Below are 22,986 nucleotides of genomic sequence, written 5' to 3'. Positions count from 1 at the left end.
CTTATAAAATATATCTTTAGGCATAACCATATGGACACGCTACCAGGCTGAGAAAATAAAGAATTTATACAGGATGCAAACATGCTTGATTTGGAGAAAGCGCAGCGAACGAGTCTCACCATGCAGGTCGAGGCAAGTTTAAAGAGTGCGCTTATTGTCGGAGCCCTGAGACCCGGCGCCCGGCTTATCACGAAGGAAATCGCCGATCAGCTGGGTACGAGCATTACACCGGTTCGTGAAGCGTTACTGCGATTGGTTTCCGCAGGCGCGCTGCACGCCACACCGGCGCAGGCTTTTCTCGTGCCGGAGGTCAGTGCGGAACGCTATAACGAAATCAATCAGATTCGTAAAAACCTCGAAGGCATGGCCGCGCGAGCCGCCAGCCAGAACATGACCAGCGATAAGCTGCGTGAGCTGCGCACGCTGGCGATTAATGTTGATGAAGCGATGAAAAGCGGCAACACCGAGCAGGCGTTACAGGCCAATCGCGCGTTTCGTTTTAGCGTCTATGCCCACGCCGGCATGCCGACGCTCACCGCTTTAATTGAGCAGCTATGGGTGCGAATTGGCCCTTGCTATAACTACTTATATCCATCATCTGAACATCTGATGCGCGTGCAGCATTATCATGACCTGCTCTGTGCATTAGAAGAGGGTGATGCTTTTGCCAGTGAGCGCGCCGTCTGGCGAGCAATTGACGAAGGCTCAACTATCGTGCACAGACAGTTTGAACGCTAAGTGATAATTCACTGGCTCGATAATTCATGAAAAATATTGATGCACCCCGGTAATAATTTGCGAATGGGGCGCATCAATATCACACTTTTAATCTATAACCTCCCCGCAACCTGAATCTGCTTATTTTCCTGCCGATAACTTGTCGCGTGCGTAGTCGGGCACTCACTATGGACGTTAGACAAGGGGAAAAAATGTCAATTAGCCAACGGGTAAGCAATATAAAAATTAGTCGAAAGCTGTCGGTCGGATTTGGTGTGGTTCTTTTTCTGGTCGCTTTTGCCACCATTCTCAGCGTGCTGCGTTTTAAAGAAATTCGCGACGTCTATGTAAAAACAAATTTGATGTACAACATCAATATTGAAGTATTCCAGGCAAAAATTAACCGCCTTAAATATTTTTATGGCGATGATAAATCAGGCCAGGTGATGGCTAACTATGTTCGTCACGCCTCCGAACTGACCGCCAGCGCCGACGCGCTCAGCTGGTCAAGCAACGAACGTAAAATCATTGATGATGTCGCCCGCAATTTAGCGACCTTTCAGGCCAGCATTGGCGAGATGCAAAAAGCGACCGGCGATCTGCGCGCCCTGCGTGAAAGCCTCGATAAACTGAGCACGGAAGATCTTTCCGCTCGCTATACCACGCTGGTACGTACCCCGGTGGCCGACCCGGCGGTGATGGCACAAATCTATGAGCAGCTCTTTGCCATCAGCGGCGTGCGCGATGCGGCGCTGGTCGTACGTTATAGCCCTGATGCAGCCACGCGCGATCGCCTTGAGCAGCAGTTCGCCGCTACCGCAAGCCACGTGCAGGCGCTGAACAGCCAGTTGCCGGGCGAACTGCAAGCCCCGTTACAGGCCATCTGGGAGAACACCGTCAGCTATCGCACCCAGGCGCTGAACTACTTTACCGCCTGGCAGGCGCTGAAAGTGGCGGAAGATAAAGTCAAAGTGGGCGGCGACGCCAGCAGCGCCTCACTGCGCGACATTATCGCGCTGGTGAAAGCGCATAACGAAGAGCTGGCCTACACCTCCAGTTCAATTGCCGCCATTACCGGCGCGATTGCCATTCTGCTCGGCATGCTGGTCTCCTGGTGGGTGATTCGCCAGATCACCCGGCCAGTGCACCGCAACCTGGCGCTGGCGGAACGCATTGCCAGCGGCGATCTGAGCGCGCACATCCGCGCGCAAAGCCGCGACGAGCTGGGGCAGTTAACCGGCGCGATGGGGCGGATGAATGACCGGCTGCGCGATATGATCCATGAAGTGCGCAACAGCGTCACTCAGCTCTCCCACGCGGCAACCGAGATTGCCGATGGCAACACCGATCTCTCGTCACGCACCGAACAGCAGGCCGCCGCTGTGGTGCAAACTGCGGCCAGTATGGAGCAGTTAACCGCGACGGTGAAAAACAACGCCGATAACGCGCGCAACGCCAGCAGCCTGGCAGCGCAGGCGTCGAAAACGGCCAGCGAAGGCGGCACGGTGATGCGCCAGGTGGTGGATACCATGGGCGATATCAACACCAGTTCTAACAAAATTGCTGACATTACCGCGGTGATTAATAGCATTGCGTTTCAGACCAATATTCTGGCGCTGAACGCGGCGGTGGAAGCGGCAAGGGCGGGCGAGCAGGGGCGCGGCTTTGCGGTGGTTGCCGGTGAAGTCCGCAGCCTGTCGCAGCGCAGTTCGCAGGCGGCAAAAGATATTGAACAGCTGATCAACGAATCGGTTTCGCGCATAAATATCGGCAGCAAACTGGTGGTTAAAGCGGGCGAGACGATGGATCAGGTGGTGCAGTCCGTCACGCGCGTCAACGATATTATGGGCGAGATCTCCTCCGCTTCCGAAGAGCAGAGCCGCGGTATTGAGCAGATTGCCCGCGCGGTCGGCGAGCTTGACAGCACCACCCAGCAGAACGCCTCGCTGGTAAGCGAATCCTCCTCCGCCGCGGGTTCGCTGGAGGAGCAGGCGCGCCTGCTGGAAGAGCTGGTTGCCGCCTTCCGTCTCGCCAGTGATGAGGTAAAACCGGCGAAGGTTCAGGGCGGTAAAAGCACGCTTACCCCGCCAACGACTCGTACAGCGGCGCTCGCCGAAGAGGGCTGGACCACCTTTTAATGGCCTGAAGAGATAAAAAAGCCCGGCGCATGATGGCCGGGCTTTTTGTTGCCTGCGGTGTAGATTAATTAAACTGGTAGGCCACCGATAAGCCAACGCCGTAGTTACGCTCCGGAGCCGGTTCGTAGTAACGGTTATTGGATTCGTTGACGATCACCGACCCGACATAGTTACGGTCGAAGAGGTTATCGACGCGGCCAAAGAGATCCATCATCCAGTTGCCGTAGTTGAACTTATACCCGGTATTCAGCCCGGCGACGGTGTAAGAGGGCGCTTTGGCGCTGTTCTCATCATTGGCCATGATATTGCTCATATAACGCACGTCCGCGCCGGCATACCAGCCTTCCTCCGGCATCCAGCCGAGTGAAGCAAAGCCCATATTGCGCGCGATGCCCGGAATGCGGTTGCCTTCGCAGGACGCGTTACCACACACTTCGCTGCGGTAGGTTGCGTCCAGCCAGGTCCATGCCGCTTTCGCGCGCCAGTTGCCGGCGAACTGCTGATCGACAGAGAGTTCTACACCCTGGCGACGCGTTTTCCCGGCGTTTTTATAGCTGGTGCGTCCGCCGCTGCTGCTGTCGGCAACAATTTCATTATCCGTATCGGTGCGGAACAGCGCCGCCGTCAGCAGACCGTTACCGATGCGGGTTTTGCTGCCGATCTCCAGCGTGTCGTTGGTGGCTGGTTTCAGCGCGAAGTTCAGCCCGCTCTGATCGCCGGAGCGGTAAGAGAGTTCGTTGATGGTCGGCGTTTCGAAACCGCGTCCGGCGGCGGTGTAGATATTCCACGCCGGAGTGACAGCATATTTCAGCGAGGCGGCCGGAAGCCACTTGTGGTAACTCGCATCGCCGCTGTCATCGCCATTCTGCGCGGTCACATAGTGGTCGTTGGAGTCAAACCAGACCGAGCTATAGCGCACGCCCGCATCCAGCGACAGTTTCTCAGTAAGCTGCCAGGCCGTTTGCAGATAGGGATCGACGTTCCACATCAGGTTGCGCTCGTTACGGCGCAGGTTGCCTTTCTGCCCATACTGCGGCGTGGTGCCATTCATGATGAAGTTTTCATAGCCTTTACGCTCTTCACTCATGTTTTCGTAGTTCAGCCCGGCGGTGAAAGTCATTGGCACGCCCAGCTCGCCTTTGTGCGTCCAGCGCGTATCAATGCCCTGGTAGTGGCGGCTCAGATTGATTACCCCGCCAGCGTGGGTCGGTTTGAGCTGCGGCGCGCGGGGAATCGACTGATACTGCGTGGTTTCACGCTCACCGGCATACATCATCACACTCAGATCGTCGCGCTCGGTCAGTTGACGCTCATAGCGCAGGCCCGCCTGGGTCTGCTTGATGGTTTTGCGCGTGTGAAACGCATCGGCGCGCGGCGACTGGCGCGGATTGGCCCGCCACTCTTCGCGGCTCAGCCCGCCCGCATCGTCCGCTTTAATATCAACACTGTTAAAGATGAGATTCAGCTTGCTGGCGTCATCGATGCGTACGCCCAGCTTGGCGTTAGCCAGATTTTTGCGCGCACCGCTGCGGTCGCGATAGCCGTGGGTAACAAAGCGGGTAGTCGAGGCGGTGTAATCCACATCTCCCGCGTGGGTGCCATCGCCCATTGCGCCGGTGGCTTTCATACCATAGCGCCAGCTGCCAAAGCTGCCGTAATAGCTGCTCGCTTCGACGGTGGCCGGTTCGCGCCCGGTCTGCGTCGTCACGTTCATCACGCCGCCGGAGGCATTGCCGTAGAGGGCAGAAAAGGGGCCGCGCAGCACATCAATATGCTCGACACTGTTGAGATCGATATTCGAGGTCTGCCCCTGGCCATCCGGCATGGTGGCGGGAATACCATCGACATAGAGGCGAATGCCGCGCACGCCATAGGTGGAACGCGAGCCAAAACCGCGAATGGAGAGTTGCAGATCCTGGGCGTAGTTCTGTCGGTTCTGCACCTGCAACCCCGGCACGCTGCCCATTGATTCAGAGAGATTCACGCGCGGCGCGGCCTGGCGAATATCATCGCCCTGAACCACGCTGACCGCCGCGGGGCTATCAAGCTCCGAGACCGCCTGCGGCGCAGCGCTGACGATCATGGTTTGCTCACCAGAGGCCGCCCAGGCGGAGGTAGAGAGTGCAACAGGCAGCAGCAAAACGGGCAGCGTGACCTTTGTAACTGAAATGATTTTCATGACGGAACCGAGTTGAAAGAGGAGCAAAAAAAGAAAAATGCGGCAACATGTTAATGGATATGTAAATTATTTGAAAATGTTGAACGCACGTTAGGTTAAGAATGAGTCTATATGGCGGCAGGAAATTTGCCGTGATCAACGATTAAGACTCCACTTTACGAACATAAATAATTACTATTCTCACCTACAACAATAAGCGAAACCGCAGTTTCGTGCACTGGATGCTTGTGAATACGTAATCATAATTTCAACAAAGGGAGTCGTTATGTCTTTAGCTCATTTTTCTCCGTCGCGCCTGCATCGCGCACTGTTCCTCGGTTCATTGCTGCTGGCAGGCTCATTCAGCGCCCACGCAGCCGAAGAGATGCTACGCAAAGCGGTCGGTAAGGGCGCGTATGAGATGGCCGTCAGCCAGCAGGAGAACGCCGTATGGATTGCCACCTCGCAAAGCCGCAAAACCGATAAAGGCGGCGTGATTTACCGCCTCGACCCGGCCAACCTGGATATCACCCAGGCCATTCACAGCGATGTGAAGCCCTTTGGCGCGGCAATCAACCAGCAGACGCAGACGCTCTGGTTCGGCAATACCGTGAATGGTTCAGTCACCGCCGTCGATGCAAAAACCGGTGATATCAAAGGCCGCGTAGTGCTTGATGGGCGTAAACGTTCCGACACCGTGCGTCCGCTTAGCCCACGAGAACTGGTGGTAGATGACACCACCAATACGCTTTACGTTACCGGCGTGGGTAAAGAGAGCGCCATCTGGGTGGTTGACGGCGCAGCGATGACGCTGAAAAGCACAATTGCGAATACCGGCACATATAACACCGGGCTGGCGCTTGATGCCGCCGCGAAACGTCTTTACAGCACCAACGGGGATGGCGAACTGCTGACCATTGATACCGCCACTAACAAGATTATCGACCGCAAGAAGTTGCAGGATGATGGGAAAGAGCACTTCTACCTTAACCTGAGTCTTGATACCGCCGGTCACCGCGCCTTTATCACCGACTCGAAAGCGGCGGAAGTGCTGGTTGTCGATACCCGCTCAGGCAAGGTACTGCAACGCGTCGCCGCCCCGGAATCGCTGGCGGTGCTGTTTAATCCGGCGCGCAACGAAGTCTATGTCACGCACCGTGAGGCGGGTAAAGTGAGCGTTATCGACGCGAAGAGCTACAAGGTCGTGAAGAGCTTCGACACGCCGACGCACCCGAACAGCCTGGCGCTGTCGCCGGACGGCAAAACGCTCTACGTCAGCGTAAAACAGGCGTCGAGCCGTGAAAAAGAGGCTACGCAGCCGGACGATATCATTCGTATTGCGCTGTAACAGCCACAGGCAACAAGCTCCCTGCGGGGAGCTTTTTTTTTCATCGATCCTCAACCGTTTCTACGCCAATAAAATGGCTGACCCGGCTCTGCGGGCCGATGTCGTGAAGCATCAGGGAGACGGGATCGGTAATCGGCGGCACGTTTTTCTCATCCAGCAGCAGCGGATTTGCCGGGCAGATTGAGCCGCAGCAGTAGGCGGCCACACCGGCAAAAGTCGATGCCATCGCGCGGTGCACATGCCCGCAGCAGATCGCCAGTGGCGGGTGCGGCAGGCGGTTAATCAGCGCCGCCAGCGCCTCACCACCATCGCACATTGCCGCATCCAGCGGCGCAATACCGCTCGGGAAGAGGTGCTGATGCAAAAACAGCATTGCCGGTTGCGCCTGCTCGCGCAAAGCCTGCTCCAGCCACGGCAGATGGGGCGTAATATCGCCGCCGCTCTTTCCGGCAACCGTCACATCGACGCCAATCAGCGAAATCCCCTCAACCGTTTCATTGAAATGCAGCGGTTCATCGGCTGAATATCCCGCCAGTTGCGGCATCGTCGCGCACATCACCGCTTTATCATCGGCATTACCCGCCAGCAGCAGGGTGCGGCAGGGCAAACGGCTGAGCTGTGCGGCGATGTCGCGATACCCCTCAGCCCAGCCATCGTCCGCCAGATCGCCACTTACCACCACGATATCGGGCGGGAAGGCGTGCAGCCACGCAATGGCGGTACGCAGCCGGGCGAGGTTGTCGTTATCGGCTGCGGCGTGAATATCGCTAAGTTGAGCAATGCGCATCGTGTCCCCGGATGAAATGAGTTTTCACTCAGCAGTATGGCAGCGCTGCGCCATCAGGCATAATCCGGCAGATACAATATTCACCGCTTAACAAGGACTATCGCTATGCATCTGCCTGCTAAATCATTTCTCGCGCTGCTGCTGCTCGGCGCCTCTGCCGCCAATGCCGCGACCATCGATGCGGCAACCCTCACCGCCATTGCCCGTTTGCAGGAGGAGAAGCTGCACGCGCGCATCGGTATCGCGGTGATCGATACCGCATCGGGAAAGAGCGTCAGCTACCGCGGTGATGAACGTTTTCCGCTGAACAGCACCCATAAAGCGCTGCTCTGCGGCGCGCTGCTCAGCAAGGTCGACCGGGGCGAGTTCGCCCTCAGCGACACCACGCAGTTCAGCAAAGAGACACTGGTGGACTATTCGCCGGTAACCAGCAAATTTGTCGCGCCAAAAAGCATGAGCTGGCAGCAGGTGTGCAGCGCGGCGATTAGCTACAGCGATAATACCGCCGCTAATCTGGCAGCGCAGAAACTGGGCGGCCCGCAGAAGGTCACCGCCTTCTTTGCCGGTTTAGGTGACAACGTCACGCGACTGGATCGGAAAGAGCCGGAGCTGAACAGCGCCGTGCCCGGCGATCTGCAGGACACCACCACGCCGCTCGCCGTCAGCCGCACGCTGGAGAAACTAACGCTCGGCGACGCGCTCAAACCCGAAAGCCGCGCGCAGCTGGTGCAGTGGATGAAGGATGACAAGGTTGCCGATGCGCTGCTGCGCGCGTCGCTGCCGTCGGGCTGGAAAATCGGTGATAAGACCGGCGCCGGTGCCCACGGTTCGCGCTCAATCATCAGCGTGGTGTGGCCGAAAAAAGGGCAGCCAATAATTGTCTCTGTCTATATTACGCAAACAGAAGCGACGCTGGCGCAAAGTAACGATGCCATTGCGCGCATCGGTAAAAGCATATTTGAGGCAACGCGCTAAATAGACGGGCAGAGATAAAACCGGCTTAAGTTAAATCTTATCTCTGCCTCGACAAGATGAACGACGGGCCGTTCCCGACCCATCAAATTGCCGATTGGCACCAACCCGCTGCGCCCGCAAGTCGTTTCCAGCCTGCTGGCAAGGATCTTTGCCAGTGACCGAAACAACATGGGCAACGCGGAAACATTTCCCTATGTCGCCACCACTTACTCGATTACCGAGCTGTTCCGCCACTGGACGATGATGCTCGCCATCCTCGTGCATATCTACATGGCCTTCTGGGTGAAAGGCTCGATCACCGGGATGATTGAGGGGGAATCAGCCGCCGCTGGGCTAAAAAGCACCATCCGCGCTGGTACCGTGAGGTCGAAGCGCAGCAGGACAAGCAGAGACAATAACCGCCGTCGCCTGGTATACAGCGCTGTACCGGGCGACGTACACCGCCGACCTGCGCCCATCGGGTTGCCAATTATCGTCTATGATTGTTCATCGTGGCATCGTGGAGAGGTAATTGCATGGCGACCAAAACGTTTTCAAAAACATGGGGTGCAGAGCGACTGGCCGACGGCGCGGTTCGCTTCCGTTTATGGGCCACCGGTCAGCAGAGCGTAACGCTACGTCTTGACGGGCAAGAGAAGCCGATGACGCGCAGCGAAGAGGGATGGTTTGAAACCACCGTCTCCCGCGTGAACGCAGGCGCGCAGTATCAATTTGTCCTCGCCGACGGTATGGCGATCCCCGATCCCGCCTCGCGCGGCCAGCTGGCAGAGGTTAACGGCCCGTCGCTGGTTGTCGATCCTGAAAGCTATCAGTGGCAACACGCTGACTGGCAGGGCCGCCCGTGGGAAGAGGCGGTGGTTTACGAATTACATATCGGCACCTTTACGCCGCAGGGTACCTTTCAGGCGGCGATCGAAAAATTACCCTATCTCGCTGAGCTTGGCGTCACCATGGTTGAGGTGATGCCGGTCTCGCAATTTGGCGGCACCCGCGGCTGGGGCTATGACGGCGTACTGCTCTATGCGCCGCACTCTGCCTACGGCACGCCGGATGATTTCAAAGCTTTTGTTGACGCTGCCCACGGCTACGGCCTGTCGGTGGTGCTCGATATCGTGCTTAACCACTTTGGGCCGGAGGGCAATTACCTGCCGCTGTTGTCGCCCGATTTCTTCCACAAAGAGCGCCAGACGCCTTGGGGCGCGGGCATTGCTTATGATGTCGACGCCGCGCGCGCCTATATTAGCGAAGCGCCGCTCTACTGGCTGCATGAGTACAACCTCGACGGCCTGCGTTTCGACGCTATCGACCAGATTGAGGACACCAACGAGCCGCATATCCTGGTCGAGATCGCCAAACGCATTCGCCAGGAGATCACCGACCGACCGATCCATCTCACCACCGAAGACAGCCGCAATATCGTCTCGCTGCATCCGCGCGATGAATCCGGCACCGCCACGCTCTTTACCGGCGAGTGGAACGATGATTTCCACAACGCGGTACACGTCTTCGCCACCGGCGAGACGCATGCTTATTACGAAGATTTTGCCGACAGCCCGGAAAAATGGGTAGCGCGCGTGCTGGCTGAAGGCTTTGCCTATCAGGGCGAAGTGTCGCAGCACGCGGGCGAACCGCGCGGCGTCGACAGCACCCAGCAGCCGCCGGTGGCGTTTGTCGACTTTATCCAGAACCATGACCAGGTAGGCAACCGCGCGCAGGGCGACCGCCTCATCTCGCTGGCCGGAGCCGATCGCACCCGCGTAATGCTCGCGACGCTGCTACTGTCGCCGCATATTCCGCTGCTGTTTATGGGCGAAGAGTATGGCGAAACCAACCCGTTCCTCTTCTTTACCGATTTCCACGGCGACCTGGCAAAAGCGGTGCGCGAAGGGCGCACGCGCGAATTTGAAGGCCACGCCGGGCATGAAGGGGAAGATGTGCCCGATCCGAACGATCCGGAAACCTTTACCCGCTCGCAGCTCGACTGGACGCGTCCTCACAGCGTGGAAGGGCAGCGCTGGCTGGCGTTCAGCCGTGAACTGCTCGCACTGCGCCAGCAGCACATTGTGCCGCTGCTACGCGGCGCGACCCGCCAGCAGGGCGAGATTATCGCCACCGCGCCCGGTTTTATCGCCGTGCGCTGGGCGCTGCCGCAGGGCACGCTCTCCATGGCGCTGAATATCGGTACGGCCAGCCAGCCGTTACCGGAACTGCCGGGCGAAACGCTTTTTGCCTGGCCTGAGGCGGGTGCCGAACTGGCGCAGAATGCCATTATTGTTCGTTTATCGCAGGGAGAAGCCGAGTGAGCACGCCAACCGCAACCTACCGCCTGCAGTTTCGTAACGGCATGACCTTTGAGCGCGCCGTAGCGCTGGTGCCCTATATCAAAAAGCTGGGCATCAGCCACCTTTATGCTTCACCGATTTTTACTGCTACCTCCGGCTCCACGCACGGGTATGACGTCACCGACGCTAACGAGATCGACCCGACTCTTGGCGGTCGGGAAGGGTTCGACAAGCTGGCGCAGGCGCTGAAAGCCGCCGGGCTGGGGCTGATCATTGATATCGTGCCAAACCATATGGCCGCCTCGCTGGAGAACGCCTGGTGGCGCGATGTGATCGCTAAAGGCGAAAAGAGCCCATGGGCGCACCATTTTGATATCGACTGGTCGCGCCGCCTGACGCTGCCGTTCCTCGGCGAAGATTTCGACGCCGTGGTGGAGAAGGGCGAGCTGAAAGTGGAAGCCGACCCGCAAACCGGTAAACCGGCATTTGTCTATTACGAGAGCGTTTACCCGCTGGTGGAAGCGAGCTGGCAGGGGCGCGAGCAGGAAATTCTTGGCCTGACCGATGCGGCGAAAATTGCCGAATTGCACGAGCAGCAGCCCTGGCGGCTGATGAGCTGGCGCGATGCGGCGAGCGATCTCTCCTATCGCCGCTTCTTTGAAATCACCGGCCTCGTCGGCATGCGGGTGGAAGATGATCAGGTCTTTGATGACACCCATAAACTGATCCTCGAACTGGTGCACAGCGGCGCGGTCGATGGCCTGCGCGTCGATCACGTCGACGGCCTTGCCGACCCGCGCGGTTACCTGATGCGCCTGCGGCAGAAAGCGGGCGATGACTGCCATATCACCGTTGAGAAGATCCTCGGTAAAGGTGAGCATCTGCCCGACGACTGGCCGGTTTCCGGCACCACCGGGTATGAGTTTATCGCTGCGCTCTCCGATGTGCTGGTTGATGATGAGAATCTCGACGGCCTGCGCGAGGCTTACGATCAGGTGGTCGGCAAACCGGTCGACATGAAAGCGGAGCTGCGCTCGGCGAAGCTATTGATGGTTGATCGTAACTTCGCCGGTGAGTTCAGCGTGCTGCTGCGACTCGCCAGTGAGATCGCCGGGCATGAAGCTTCTGCACCCGCTGAAGAGGCGCTGCACCAGGCCTTGCGCGAGCTACTGATCGCTTTCCCGGTCTATCGCACCTACGGCACAGCGCAGGGTCTGCCGCCTGCCGATCTGGCGCTGCTGCAAAAAGTGGTCTCGAAGGTGAAGGCCAGCAGCTTTGCCCCGGAGCCAACCGCTCTCGACTTTATTACCCGCATTCTGACCGGCGATCTGCCTGACAGCGCGCGTGAAGAGGCTGCCCGTTTCCGCACCCGCTTCCAGCAACTGACCGGGCCGCTGATGGCCAAATCAGTTGAAGATACGCTCTTCTTCCGCCAGAACATGGATCTCGCCCTTAACGAAGTGGGGGCCGAGCCGTTACGCCGTAACTTTTCCCTTGCCCGTTTCCATCAGGAGATGCAGACACGGCTTGAGAAACAGCCAGATGCGCTCTCCGGCACCTCAACTCACGACACCAAGCGCGGCGAAGATGCCCGCGCCAGGCTCTATACCCTGACGGAAGCGCCCGCACGCTGGGCCGAGTGCGTTACCCGCTGGCGTGAAATGAATAAAGATAAAGTGAGCATGCTGGAGGATGGCCCCGCGCCGCGTCCGGCGGTGGCATGGATGATCTATCAGGCACTGGCAGGCGTCTGGCCGGTGACGTTGCAGCCGGACGATGCCGAAGGGCTGAAAGCGCTGGAGGGGCGTTTTGTTGAGTTTGTCGAGAAGGCGCTGCGCGAGGCGAAGCAGCGTACTGACTGGGTCGACAGCAACGATGCTTATGAAAGCGCGGTGCTGGACTACGTTCGCCATCTGCTTTCGCCGGATAATCAGCCATTTTTACAGGATTTCACCACATCTTTACTGCCATTTATCCGCGCCGGGCTGGTGAATAGCCTGACCCAGACGCTGATCAAGCTGGCCGCGCCGGGTGTACCGGATATCTACCAGGGCAGCGAAGCGCTCAATTTCAGCCTCGTTGACCCCGACAACCGCCTTGAGCCGGACTACCCGGAACTGGAGCGCCTGCTTGATGCCCAGGAGCATGCCGACCCGCGTTTGCAGGAGGGGTGGTCGAGCGGTCAGCTTAAGCAATCCTTTATCGCGCGCCTGCTGCACCTGCGTCAGGAGAAACCGGCACTGTTCCGCCACGGCGACTATCTGCCGCTGAACGCCGACGGCGAGCAGGCGGATAATGTCATCGCCTTCGCGCGTGTTGATGAGGATGACGCGCTGATTGTGCTGGCACCGCGCCTGCTGTTTGGCGCGCTGGATGGCAGCCTGAACGGAGCGGTGATCCCGTTACCGGAGCGGCTGGCGCATCGCCATTACCGGGATATGCTTAGCGGAGAGGATGTGTTGCTCAACGATCGCGTCAATTTGCGATCGATTGGCGGTTTTACGTTTGCAGTACTGGTCAGCGCATAAAACGACTTTATGCGTCTGGTTGGGTTAAGTCAGGTGACGCTCTAAATAAGAGAAAGAGGGATCATGTCTAACGGTAAGCCATATCACATCACGGCGGGGCACGGCCAGCAACTCGGTGCGAATTACGACGGTGAGGGCGTGAACTTTGCGCTCTTTTCAGCTCACGCTCATCGCGTGGAACTCTGCTTATACGATCCGAGCGGCAAACAGGAGATTGCCCGCCTGGAACTGCCGGAATATACCCATGAAATCTGGCACGGCTATGTGCCAGGCCTGAAACCCGGTGCCCTCTATGGCTACCGTGTGCATGGCCCGTACGACCCGGAAAACGGCCATCGCTTCAACCCCAACAAACTGCTGGTTGACCCGTACGCGCGTGAACTGGTTGGCGATATCGAGTGGAACGAAGCGCACTTCGCCTACGATCTGCTCCACGAAGATAAAGATTTAACCTTTGACGAGCGCGACAGCGCGCCGTTTACGCCGAAGTGCCGGGTTATCGATCCCAACGAGTTTGAGTGGCAGGATCAAAACCGGCCGAATATCGCCTGGCCGAGCGCCATCATTTACGAAACCCACGTTAAGGGTTTCACCCAGCTTAATCAGGGCATCCCGCAGGATCTGCGCGGCACCTTTGAAGGGATGGGGCATAAGGCGACTGTCGACTATATCAAGAGTCTCGGCATCACCTCCGTGGAGCTGCTGCCGGTGCACTGGTTCCCGGACGATCAGCATCTGCTCGACAAAGGGCTGCACAACTTCTGGGGCTATAACACCCTCGGTTTCTTTGCGCCTGCCTCGCGTTACTATGGCCCGCGCGGCATCCAGGGTTTCCGCGACATGGTGCGCGCCTTCCACGATGCCGGTATCGAGGTGATCCTCGACGTGGTTTATAACCACACCGCCGAAGGCAACGAACTCGGCCCGACGCTCTCCTTCAAGGGCATCGACAACTTCTCCTACTACCGCACGCTGCCGGATCAGCATCGTTACTACATCAACGATACCGGTACCGGCAACACGGTGAACACCTCCCATCCGCGCGTGCTGCAAATGGTGACGGACTCCCTGCGCTACTGGTCGGAATCGATGCATATCGACGGTTTCCGCTTCGACCTCGGCACCATTCTTGGCCGCGAGCCGGAAGGGTTTGACCAGCGCGGCGGCTTCTTCGACGCCATCACCCAGGATCCGGTGCTGTCGAAGCTGAAACTGATTGGTGAGCCGTGGGATATCGGCCCTGGCGGCTACCAGGTTGGCGGCTTCCCGCCGGGCTGGGCAGAGTGGAACGATAAATACCGCGATACGCTGCGCGAATACTGGAAGGGCGATAACGTCTCGACCGATTTCGCCGCCCGTCTGCTCGGCTCCGGCGATCTCTACGATCTGCGCGGGCGTCGCCCGTGGGCGAGCGTCAACTTCATCACCGCCCACGACGGTTTTACGCTTAACGACCTGGTGTCGTACAACGAAAAACATAACGAGGCGAACGGCGAAGATAACAACGACGGTCACAATGATAACCGCTCCTATAACTACGGCGTGGAAGGCCCGACCGACGATGAAGGCATCAACGCCGTGCGCGAGCGCCAGAAACGCAACTTCCTCGCCACGCTGCTCTTCTCCCACGGCACGCCGATGCTGCTGGCGGGCGACGAGTTTGGCCGCAGCCAGTCCGGGAATAACAACGGTTACTGCCAGGACAGCGAGATCTCCTGGATTCACTGGGACACCTTAAACGGCGCGAACGAAGCGCTACGCGAGTTTACCCGCCAGGTGATTGAACTGCGCGCCGCGCAGCCGCTGCTGCGCCGGGAAAACTGGCGCGACGGGATGGAGATCAAGTGGTACAACGCCGGCGGCGGCGAGCAGCTGCCGGAGCAGTGGGAAGAGGGAACCACGCTGGGCGTCTATATTGGCCGCGCCGATCTGCAAGAGGAAGAGGGCATCTGGCACGACGTGCTGATGCTGTTCAACCCGTTTGAAGGCAACGTGCCGTTCCGCATTCCGCAGTTTGGCGAAGGCGGCTGGGTACTGGAGCTGACCACCTCCGATACGGTGAAACGCGGGATCGTTATCACCAAAGAGAAGGATTTCGAGCTGGAAGGCCGCAGCATCGCGCTGTTCCGCCGCCCGTAATAACTTCCTGTTACTCCGCACTTTTTCAGGCGCACTTGTTGCGCCTGTTTTTTTATTTCACTTTTTTAGCAATATTTCCCGCGCTCATTCGTCTACTTCATCACAGGCATTTATTCGCTAATCTGATGAGGAAGAAAAACAATGAGAGATTTTCATATGAATGAACCACAGCACGGTTTTGGTCGCCATCGCGGCGCGAAGCCGCTGATCATTGGCGCCGCGCTGTTTGTGGTGCTCGGCCTGGTGGTGATGTCGCTGTGGAACGCGCTGCTGCCAGCGATCCTCGGCGTGAAAAGCATCGGCTTCTGGCAGGCGCTTGGCATCCTGGTGCTGTCGCGCATTCTCTTTGGCGGCCTCGGTTTTCGCCCCGGCATGTTCGGCATGGGGCGCGCGCACCGGCGTATGCATGAGCGCTGGATGGCGATGACGCCAGAGCAGCGTGAAGAGTTTGTCGAGAAGCGCCGCGAAGGTTTTCGTCGCCACGGCCACTGCGGCTGGCACGAACGCCGCGGTGAGCCGGAGCAGCAGCGTCCGAACGCGGGTGAGCGCGATGACCCGCGTCATGACGACTGAGTCTGCACTTATCACGGCGCTGAACGCCTGCCGCTCAAAGCTGAAAGCCTTTATCCGCAGCCGCTCGCCGGTGAAAGAGGAGAGCGAAGATATCCTGCAGGAGATCAGCTGGCAGTTAATGAAGGTCGAGCAGCCGGTGGAGAATGTCGCCGCCTGGCTGTTTCGCGCCGCGCGCAATGAGATGACCGACCGGGCGCGTAAAAAGCGCGAAGTGCCATTATCGGGCCTGTTTGCTGAGGGTGACGAGGAATTAGACTTCGTTGAAGATGAGGTGGCCGAAACGCTGTTTGGCATCGCGCAGACGCCGGAAGAGGAGTATCTGAAGGGGCTTTTATGGGAGGAACTGGGCCGGGCGCTGGCAGAACTGCCGGAGGCGCAGCGCGAGGTGTTCGAAAAAACCGAGTTACAGGGTTACACTTGCAAAGCCCTGGCGCAGGAGCTGGGCGTCAGCGTGCAGACTCTGCTGTCGCGCAAGCATAAAGCGGTGCTCTATCTGCGCGCGCGGATGCAGACGCTCTATGACGCGCTGACCGGGGAGTAACTAACGGCCACCAGTAAGGAGAAGGGCGTGACGGATGAGGAGCTAACTCGGCTCGTACATGACAAAAGCGACTACCGCAAGCGGCTGGATCTGATTGCCCGCCTGCAACAGGAGCAGAGTGCGCGCAGCACCGAAGCGCTGGTCACGCTGGCGAAAGAGGATTTTGTCTTCGCCGTGCGTCACGCGGCATGGGAAGCGTTAAGCGAGCGGGGCGTGGCCCTGAAAGAGCCACGGCTACGCTCGCGCTTTGCGGACTGGCTGGAGAGGGCTATGGACAGAACCGCGCGCGTAATACGATTTCTTGGCGATTTTTACTGGAAATGGATCCCGTAATTACCTCCCCCAGCGCCCCTGTAGATAGTCCACCGCCTGGCGGGTCTGCGGCTGCGCCAGGTAACCTTCGCGGAACAGGATCGTCCCCGCAATACCCGGCAGGGTTTCATTCATCTCAATCTGCTTTCTCAGCTCCGGCACGCCGCCATCGCGCGTCCACTCCGGCTCCATTTTGGACGGCTCACCCACTTTATAGAGCGCCACGCCAATATAGAGCTTAGTGTTTGTCGGTTTCACCACCTGCGCCCACCACTTCGCCAGCACATCGTAGCGCGCGGCATCGCGGGTAAAGGGCCAGTAGATCTGCGGCGCAATATAGTCAAGCAGCCCCTGCTGCACCCAGCGGCGGGTATCGGCAAAGGATTCATCATAGGCTGCCGCACCGCGCGTCTCGGAACCTGCCGGATCGAACGAGCGGTTACGCCAGACGCCCGCCGGGCTGACGCCAAACTGCACGTTAGGATTCAGTTGCTTGATGGTGCGCGACACCTGCTCGATCAACAGCTGGGTGTTGTGCCGCCGCCAGTCAGCTTTGGCGACAAAACCTTGCCCATACTGGCGGAACGTCTGACTGTCGTTCAGCGCTGAACTGGCCGTTTCGCTGTAGAAGTAGTCATCAAACTGCACGCCATCCACCGGGTAGCGCGCTACCACCTCGGCGACAATACTGGTGATCCAGTCGCGCACCTCAGGAATACCGGGATCAAGCACGTAGCGGTCGCCCGCCGTGCGGATCCACTCCCGGTGCAGGACAAAAATCGACGCCGGGCGCAGGGAGAGGGTGCGGTTAAGCTCCGCGACCGTGGAGGGTTTGGTATTGGTCGAGACGCGGTAAGGGTTAAACCAGGCGTGCACCTTCATGCCGCGCTGGTGCGCCTCATCCAGAATAAATTGCAGCGGATCGTAACCCGGATCCTGACCAATCACCCCGGTAAGCGTATCCGACCACGGCAAAATCTTTGACGGCCACAGCGCGGTAGCATCCGGTTTTACCTGGAAGAAGACGGTGTTAATGCCGAGGCGTTGCAGCTTATCGAGCTTCGCGGTCAGCGCCGCTTTCTGCTGCTCTGCGCGCAGCGCCGGGCTGAGGGTTACCGAGTTGATCGGCGGCCAGTCGAGACGGGAAACCGTCGCCAGCCAGATGCCGCGCATGGTTTGCGGCTGGCTCAGCCCGCCATCGGGCAGCGGCTGTTTGCTCACCGGCGGGTTCGGCGTCACAAGAGATTTCGGCGGTTTTGACGCGCAGCTGGCAAGCAGCAAAGCAGCCATCAGCACGGCCATCTTTTTCAGGCGGCCTGTGCGGGTAACACAACGCGAGTGTGTGGTCATAGGTTTCTGTTTTTCAGCGAGATACGGGGCAAATACATTCTGGTCGGATTACCGGCTAAGTCAAACAATTCGGTGAGTGAATATATCTAGCGAATGCTAAAGGTCTCGTGAACACGTTTCAGGGTGCCGTCTGGCCTCTCCTCGTAACTTGTTTCACCAAAGCTATAAACGGTTTTCTTGCCAGGATGGATGAAAATCAACATCACCATCTCTTTATAGATGCAGTTTTGCGGCGCGCTGATATCGGTGAAGCAGTTGTAGTCATCAATACTGCCATCGCGGGTGCCTGTCGGCAGGCGATCGTAGCGATCGAAGTTCATGATGATCACTACGGCCTTACCGGGGCGCACCAGCAGGGGAAACTGCTTTTGTAGCGCCGCGCGGTTGTCGCGCCACCAGTTCACTTTGCCTCTATCGCTGAACGGCAGGTTTTTCACGTAGAGCGCGCTGTCATCAGCTCGGATTGCCTGCGGCGTACGCAGAAACAGCCACGCCAGCCAGACCACACCGATAAGTAACAGCAGTGCCGCCGTTTTCTTCACCATATCCTGACCCTCTCCCTGTGATGTGAAGTGGCATTCTCACCCGCCCGCGCCTGATGTCAATCGCGGCGGCACACTTCTTGCTTTAGTGAGCCTACGTTTTTCTGGAGAAGGGTGTGCGATGACGCTTTCAGCTCTCGATTTTGTGCTCGCCTCGCGGCGCAGCGAAATCACCGGCCTGCAACAGCTGTTGCAGATGGGCAAGCTGGTCGGCGCGGTGAGCCAGCTTATTCATCTGCTGCAACGCGAGCGCGGTACGGCCAATATTTTCCTCTGCTCGCAGGGGAAAACCTGGGGCGGGCGGCTGCGCGAGCGGGCAGAGCAGGTGGAGCGCGCCGCGCAGGCGGTGCATCAGCAACTGGCAACGCTCGATCAGGAAGGGCTGGAGCGGGGCAACGCCGCGCGGCTTTTTAGCCGCATCGCCAGCGTGCTGCACAGCCTGAGCACGCTGCCGCCGCTGCGCGAGCAGGTGCAGCAGCTCGTCATTGCCCAGCCGGAAGCGATGCAGCGCTACAACGAGGTGATCCGCTGCCACCTGGCGCTGATCGTGGAAACTGCCGACACCTCCGGCGATCCCAGCGTCTCGCGCGCGCTGCTGGCGCTGTTCAGCTTTATGCAGGGCAAAGAGCTGGCCGGGCAGGAGCGGGCGCTGGTGGCGGCAGGCTTTACCACTGGTTCGGTTGATGAGTCAGCGAGCCAGCAACTGGTGGAGCTGATTGATGCCCAGGAGCGCTGCTTTCACACCTTCAGCGAGTTTGCCGATGCCACAAGCCTCGCCCTGTGGCAGCAACAGCAGCAGGAGGAGAGCCGCGAGCTGGAGCGCTTTCGCCGCCTCGCCTGTAGCCGCACGCTGCCGCCGGGCGAGCCAACGGAGGCGGCACTGCGCTGGTTTGAGGTCACCACAATGCGTATCGATGCCATGAAACGTATTGAAGATGCGCTGGAAAAAGGGGTGATGCAGTGTTGTCGCCAGCGCATTGCTGCGGCACAGCGCGACGCCGAGCAGCAGCGCCAGGAGATCGCCCAGCTGCCGCAGGCTGAGGAACACTTTACGGCGCTGATCCCGCCGCAACTGAGCCGCGCGGTGCTGGAGCTGGTTGAGCAGCAGTCCCGCCAGTTGCAGGCGCTGGATGCGGAACTCGCCGGGCTGCGCGCCACCCTTGCCGAGCGCAAGCTGGTGGAGCGGGCGAAAAGCCTGCTGATGCAGCACCACGCGATGAGCGAGCCGCAGGCGCACAAAACCCTGCGCGAGATGGCGATGCAGCAGAACAAGAAGCTGGCGGAGATCGCCGATGCGATGCTCTCCGTCGCCGCCGTAATGGGTAAAAAACCCACCTAACCCCAAAGGAGTAGCTGCACCGCAGGTGTGCATTTCGCCGCCCGTTGCGGTGCAAATTTTGTGAGCCAAATCGCTAATCCCCTGTTTTTACAGGCATCAGAAACCTGGCACACATTCTGCTTATCTCATTTAAGAAGGTGCTGGCTAATGGCGGCCAGCATCACTTCCCGGATAAAGGCGTCCGTTAGCGTTCAGGAGACTGAGCGCTAACCGGACGCTTTTTTTTTGCCCCTTTTCAAATGACAGGATGCCGCAATGACGCAAGACGATGACAACACCGTGAGTAAACTTTCGCGCCGCCGCTTTCTGGCGGGCAGCGCGGCGCTGGGCGGCAGCCTGCTGATCCCGGGCCTGATGAACAGCGTGTGGGCGGCAGGTTCAGACGCGCCGGAGAAGAAGACCCTGCGCGTCGGCTTTATCCCGCTCACCGACTGCGCGCCGGTGGTGATGGCGGCGGTGAAGAAGTTTGATGAGAAGTACGGCATCACCATTATCCCGAGTAAAGAGTCGAGCTGGGCCTCGGTGCGCGACAAGCTGCTCTCCGGCGAACTCGATGCCGCCCATGTGCTTTACGGCATGGTCTACGGCTTGCAACTCGGCGTCTCTGGCCCACAGCGCGAGATGGCGGTGCTGATGACGCTCAACAACAACGGCCAGGCGATCACCTTATCGAATCAATTAAAAGCAGCGGGCGTTACCGATGGCGCATCGCTGAAAAAGGTGATTGCCGCCAGCCCGCAGGGCACCTACACATTTGCGCAGACCTTCCCGAGCGGCACCCACGCCATGTGGCTCTACTACTGGCTGGCGAATGCCGGGATCGATCCCTTTGCCGATGTGCGCAATGTCGTGGTGCCGCCGCCGCAGATGGTGGTGAACATGAAGATTGGCAATATGAGCGGCTTCTGCGTTGGCGAGCCGTGGAACCAGCGCGCCATTCTCGACGGCATCGGCTTTACCGCCGCCACCAGCCAGCAGATCTGGCCCGATCACCCGGAAAAAGTGCTCGGCACTACCTCGGCGTGGGTCTCGGCAAACGGCAATGCGGCGCGCGCCCTGACCGCCGCAGTGCTGGAGGCCTCGCGCTGGATCGACGCCTCCGATGAAAACCGCCGCGAAACGGCAAAAACCATCGCCGCCCGCGCCTATATCAACACCGCCGTCGAGACCATCGAAGGCCGGATGCTCGGCCACTATGAAGATGGATTAGGGAAAACCTGGCAGGACGCCCATGCGATGCGCTTCTTCAACGATGGCGCGGTCAGCTACCCGTGGCTCTCCGACGGCATCTGGTTTCTGACTCAGCAAAAACGCTGGGGCCTGCTGAAAAGCGCTCCCGACTACCTCGCCGTCGCGCGCCAGATCAACCGCAGCGAACTCTACAAACAGGCCGCGACGGCGGTGGGCGGCATCAGCGTGCCCACCAGCCAAATGCGCAGCAGCACCCTGATTGACGGAAAAGTGTGGGACGGCAGCGATCCTGCGGCCTACGCCAACAGTTTTGCCATCCACCGCTAAGTGAGGCCAAGAATGTCTGCGAATACCCAACCGAAAGTGATCCCGCTGGAGCCCACGCCGCAGAGCGCAGCGATTGTGCCGCTGAAAGCCGCCGCGCCACAGGCTGCACCTATAGTGGCGAAACGCGCGCCGGTACACCGCCTGCGCAAGATGATGCAGCGCGTTATTAGCGCCGCGATCCCCGGCCTGCTCGGCGCAGTTGTGCTGATCGCCCTCTGGCAGGTGGCGGCGCTCAACAGCAAAGGCTTTCCGACACCGCTGCAAACCTGGGAAGCGGCGAAAACGCTCTTCGCCGAGCCGTTTTATATCGACGGGCCGAATGATATGGGCATCGGCTGGAACGTGCTCGCCTCCCTTGAGCGCGTGGCGCTCGGCTTTGGTCTGGCGGCGCTGGTCGGCATTCCCGTCGGCTTTCTGATTGGCCGCTTTCGCTTTATCGCCCGCATGTTTGGCCCGCTGATCGCGCTGCTGCGCCCGGTCAGCCCGCTGGCCTGGCTGCCGATTGGCCTGCTGCTGTTTCAGCGCGCCGAACCGGCCTCGACATGGACGATTTTTATCTGCTCCATCTGGCCGATGATCCTCAACACCGCCGAAGGGGTGATGCGTATTCCGCAGGATTACCTCAACGTCGCGCGCGTTTTGAAGCTCAGTGAGTTCACCGTGATGCGCAAAATCCTCTTTCCCGCCGTGCTGCCGCACATCCTCACCGGTGTGCGCTTATCGATCGGTATCGCCTGGCTGGTGATTGTCGCCGCCGAGATGCTGACCGGCGGCGTCGGCATCGGTTTCTGGATCTGGAATGAGTGGAACAACCTCAATGTGCAAAACATCATCATCGCCATTCTGCTGATTGGCGTGGTGGGGATGGCGCTGGAGCAGGGGCTGATGGCCATTGCCCGCCGTTTTAGCTACGACACTCGTCGGGAGTCATAAATGAAAAAGAGACACGCCATTATCCGGGTCGAAAACGTGACCCAAACCTTTGCCACCGCCAGCGGGCCGTTTGTCGCCCTTGATGATGTCAGCTTTACCATCGCCCAGGGGGAGACGGTCAGCCTGATTGGTCACTCCGGCTGCGGCAAATCAACGCTCTTAAACCTGATTGCCGGGCTGAGCCGCCCGACACAGGGGGTGCTGCTGTGTGATAACCAGGAGATCGTCGGCCCGGCCCCGAACGCGGGGTGGTGTTTCAAAACCACTCCCTGCTGCCGTGGCTGACGGCGGCGGAGAATGTCGCGCTGGCGGTACACCAGGTGTTTAAAGGCGAGATGAGCAAAAGCGAGATGCAGGCGTGGATCGCCCACAACCTTGAACTGGTGCATATGGGGCATGCGATGCATAAGCGCCCCGGCGAGGTCTCCGGCGGCATGAAGCAGCGTGTCGGCATTGCCCGCGCGCTGGCGATGAAGCCCAAAGTGCTGCTGATGGATGAGCCTTTCGGCGCACTCGATGCCCTGACGCGCGCCCATTTGCAGGATGCGGTGATGGAGATCCAGACCCAGCTCAACACCACCATTGTGCTGATCACCCATGACGTCGACGAAGCGGTGCTGCTCTCTGACCGGGTAATGATGATGACCAACGGCCCGGCGGCGAAGGTGGGCGAGGTGCTGGAGGTCACACTGCCGCGTCCGCGCTCACGGCTGGCGCTGGCTAACGATGCGCAGTTTCATCACTACCGCCAGCAGGTGCTGCACTTCCTGCATGAAAAACATAAAGCCGTGGCCTGAGGAATATGC

17 protein-coding genes and 3 pseudogenes are annotated in these 22,986 nt (G+C 59.1%); 16 read left to right on the top strand and 4 right to left on the bottom strand.

What is annotated here, in order from left to right; genetic code table 11:
- Window positions 1-81: 81 nt before the first annotated feature.
- Window positions 82-738, top strand: coding sequence for a GntR family transcriptional regulator (locus BWI95_RS16540; RefSeq protein WP_054803605.1), 657 nt, complete (start codon window positions 82-84; stop codon window positions 736-738).
- Window positions 739-929: 191 nt separating this feature from the next.
- Window positions 930-2,855: a methyl-accepting chemotaxis protein gene (locus tag BWI95_RS16535; protein ID WP_076769858.1), complete on the top strand. Its 1,926-nt coding sequence runs from the start codon at window positions 930-932 to the stop codon at window positions 2,853-2,855.
- 64 nt (window positions 2,856-2,919) lie between these two features.
- Here BWI95_RS16535 and pqqU read toward each other — a convergent pair whose 3' ends face one another.
- Window positions 2,920-5,034 (bottom strand): TonB-dependent receptor PqqU, encoded by a 2,115-nt coding sequence (gene pqqU / locus BWI95_RS16530; RefSeq protein WP_054803604.1) that lies wholly within the window; start codon window positions 5,032-5,034, stop codon window positions 2,920-2,922.
- Window positions 5,035-5,299: 265 nt separating this feature from the next.
- Here pqqU and yncE point away from each other — a divergent pair, with 265 nt between their 5' ends.
- A complete protein-coding gene (gene yncE, locus BWI95_RS16525; RefSeq protein WP_054803603.1) occupies window positions 5,300-6,361 on the top strand; it encodes a 7-bladed beta-propeller protein YncE in 1,062 nt (353 codons plus the stop codon).
- Between the two features lie 40 nt (window positions 6,362-6,401).
- Here yncE and BWI95_RS16520 read toward each other — a convergent pair whose 3' ends face one another.
- Entirely contained in the window at window positions 6,402-7,148 is a 747-nt protein-coding gene (locus BWI95_RS16520; RefSeq protein ID WP_054803602.1) for a metallophosphoesterase, read from the bottom strand.
- A 105-nt stretch (window positions 7,149-7,253) separates the two neighbouring features.
- On the opposite strand from BWI95_RS16520, the gene bla reads away from it, so the two are divergent.
- The 9 genes and pseudogenes from bla to BWI95_RS16475 all read left to right on the top strand — a co-directional run bounded on the left by bla (window position 7,254) and on the right by BWI95_RS16475 (window position 16,519).
- A complete protein-coding gene (gene bla / locus BWI95_RS16515; RefSeq protein ID WP_076769857.1) occupies window positions 7,254-8,123 on the top strand; it encodes a class A beta-lactamase in 870 nt (289 codons plus the stop codon).
- Window positions 8,124-8,170: 47 nt separating this feature from the next.
- Window positions 8,171-8,367, top strand: a pseudogene (locus BWI95_RS16510) (hypothetical protein); the annotation flags it as partial.
- Window positions 8,367-8,521 (top strand): annotated as a pseudogene (locus BWI95_RS16505) (formate dehydrogenase cytochrome b556 subunit); the annotation flags it as partial. The pseudogenes BWI95_RS16510 and BWI95_RS16505, both read left to right, overlap by 1 nt.
- A 117-nt stretch (window positions 8,522-8,638) precedes the next feature.
- Complete coding sequence (treZ, locus tag BWI95_RS16500; protein ID WP_076769856.1) at window positions 8,639-10,426, top strand: malto-oligosyltrehalose trehalohydrolase; 1,788 nt, start codon at window positions 8,639-8,641, stop codon at window positions 10,424-10,426.
- Window positions 10,427-10,467: 41 nt separating this feature from the next.
- Window positions 10,468-12,933, top strand: coding sequence for a malto-oligosyltrehalose synthase (gene treY / locus BWI95_RS16495; RefSeq protein ID WP_232374461.1), 2,466 nt, complete (start codon window positions 10,468-10,470; stop codon window positions 12,931-12,933).
- A 63-nt stretch (window positions 12,934-12,996) separates the two neighbouring features.
- Window positions 12,997-15,072, top strand: coding sequence for a glycogen debranching protein GlgX (glgX, locus tag BWI95_RS16490; RefSeq protein WP_054803601.1), 2,076 nt, complete (start codon window positions 12,997-12,999; stop codon window positions 15,070-15,072).
- Window positions 15,073-15,213: 141 nt separating this feature from the next.
- Complete coding sequence (locus BWI95_RS16485) at window positions 15,214-15,645, top strand: hypothetical protein (protein WP_054803600.1); 432 nt, start codon at window positions 15,214-15,216, stop codon at window positions 15,643-15,645.
- Window positions 15,635-16,186, top strand: a complete 552-nt coding sequence (locus BWI95_RS16480; RefSeq protein ID WP_232374379.1) for an RNA polymerase sigma factor — start codon at window positions 15,635-15,637, stop codon at window positions 16,184-16,186. The genes BWI95_RS16485 and BWI95_RS16480 overlap by 11 nt, the downstream gene beginning before the upstream one ends.
- A gap of 27 nt (window positions 16,187-16,213) precedes the next feature.
- A complete protein-coding gene (locus BWI95_RS16475; RefSeq protein WP_054803598.1) occupies window positions 16,214-16,519 on the top strand; it encodes a hypothetical protein in 306 nt (101 codons plus the stop codon).
- Here the strand turns inward: BWI95_RS16475 and BWI95_RS16470 are convergent, their stop codons facing one another.
- Both BWI95_RS16470 and BWI95_RS16465 read right to left on the bottom strand, forming a co-directional pair.
- A complete protein-coding gene (locus BWI95_RS16470; RefSeq protein WP_083699402.1) occupies window positions 16,520-17,848 on the bottom strand; it encodes a glycoside hydrolase family 10 protein in 1,329 nt (442 codons plus the stop codon).
- 86 nt (window positions 17,849-17,934) lie between these two features.
- Window positions 17,935-18,393 (bottom strand): DUF943 family protein, encoded by a 459-nt coding sequence (locus BWI95_RS16465; protein ID WP_054803597.1) that lies wholly within the window; start codon window positions 18,391-18,393, stop codon window positions 17,935-17,937.
- A 118-nt stretch (window positions 18,394-18,511) separates the two neighbouring features.
- On the opposite strand from BWI95_RS16465, the gene BWI95_RS16460 reads away from it, so the two are divergent.
- The 4 genes and pseudogenes from BWI95_RS16460 (at window position 18,512) to BWI95_RS16445 (ending at window position 22,977) form a co-directional block, all read left to right on the top strand.
- Entirely contained in the window at window positions 18,512-19,729 is a 1,218-nt protein-coding gene (locus BWI95_RS16460) for a nitrate regulatory protein (protein ID WP_076769854.1), read from the top strand.
- Between the two features lie 255 nt (window positions 19,730-19,984).
- Window positions 19,985-21,247 carry a CmpA/NrtA family ABC transporter substrate-binding protein gene (locus tag BWI95_RS16455; RefSeq protein ID WP_076769853.1) on the top strand — a complete coding sequence of 421 codons (1,263 nt, stop codon included), beginning with the start codon at window positions 19,985-19,987 and terminating at the stop codon, window positions 21,245-21,247.
- Between the two features lie 12 nt (window positions 21,248-21,259).
- A complete protein-coding gene (ntrB, locus tag BWI95_RS16450; RefSeq protein ID WP_076769852.1) occupies window positions 21,260-22,180 on the top strand; it encodes a nitrate ABC transporter permease in 921 nt (306 codons plus the stop codon).
- Window positions 22,181-22,977 (top strand): annotated as a pseudogene (locus BWI95_RS16445) (ABC transporter ATP-binding protein).
- The last annotated feature ends 9 nt before the right edge of the window (window positions 22,978-22,986 follow it).

The sequence above is a fragment of the Kosakonia cowanii JCM 10956 = DSM 18146 genome (genome assembly GCF_001975225.1).
GTDB classification, from domain to species: domain Bacteria; phylum Pseudomonadota; class Gammaproteobacteria; order Enterobacterales; family Enterobacteriaceae; genus Kosakonia; species Kosakonia cowanii.
The sequence above is the reverse complement of the archived record's forward strand: the minus strand, read 5'-3'. Positions and strand labels throughout refer to the sequence as shown.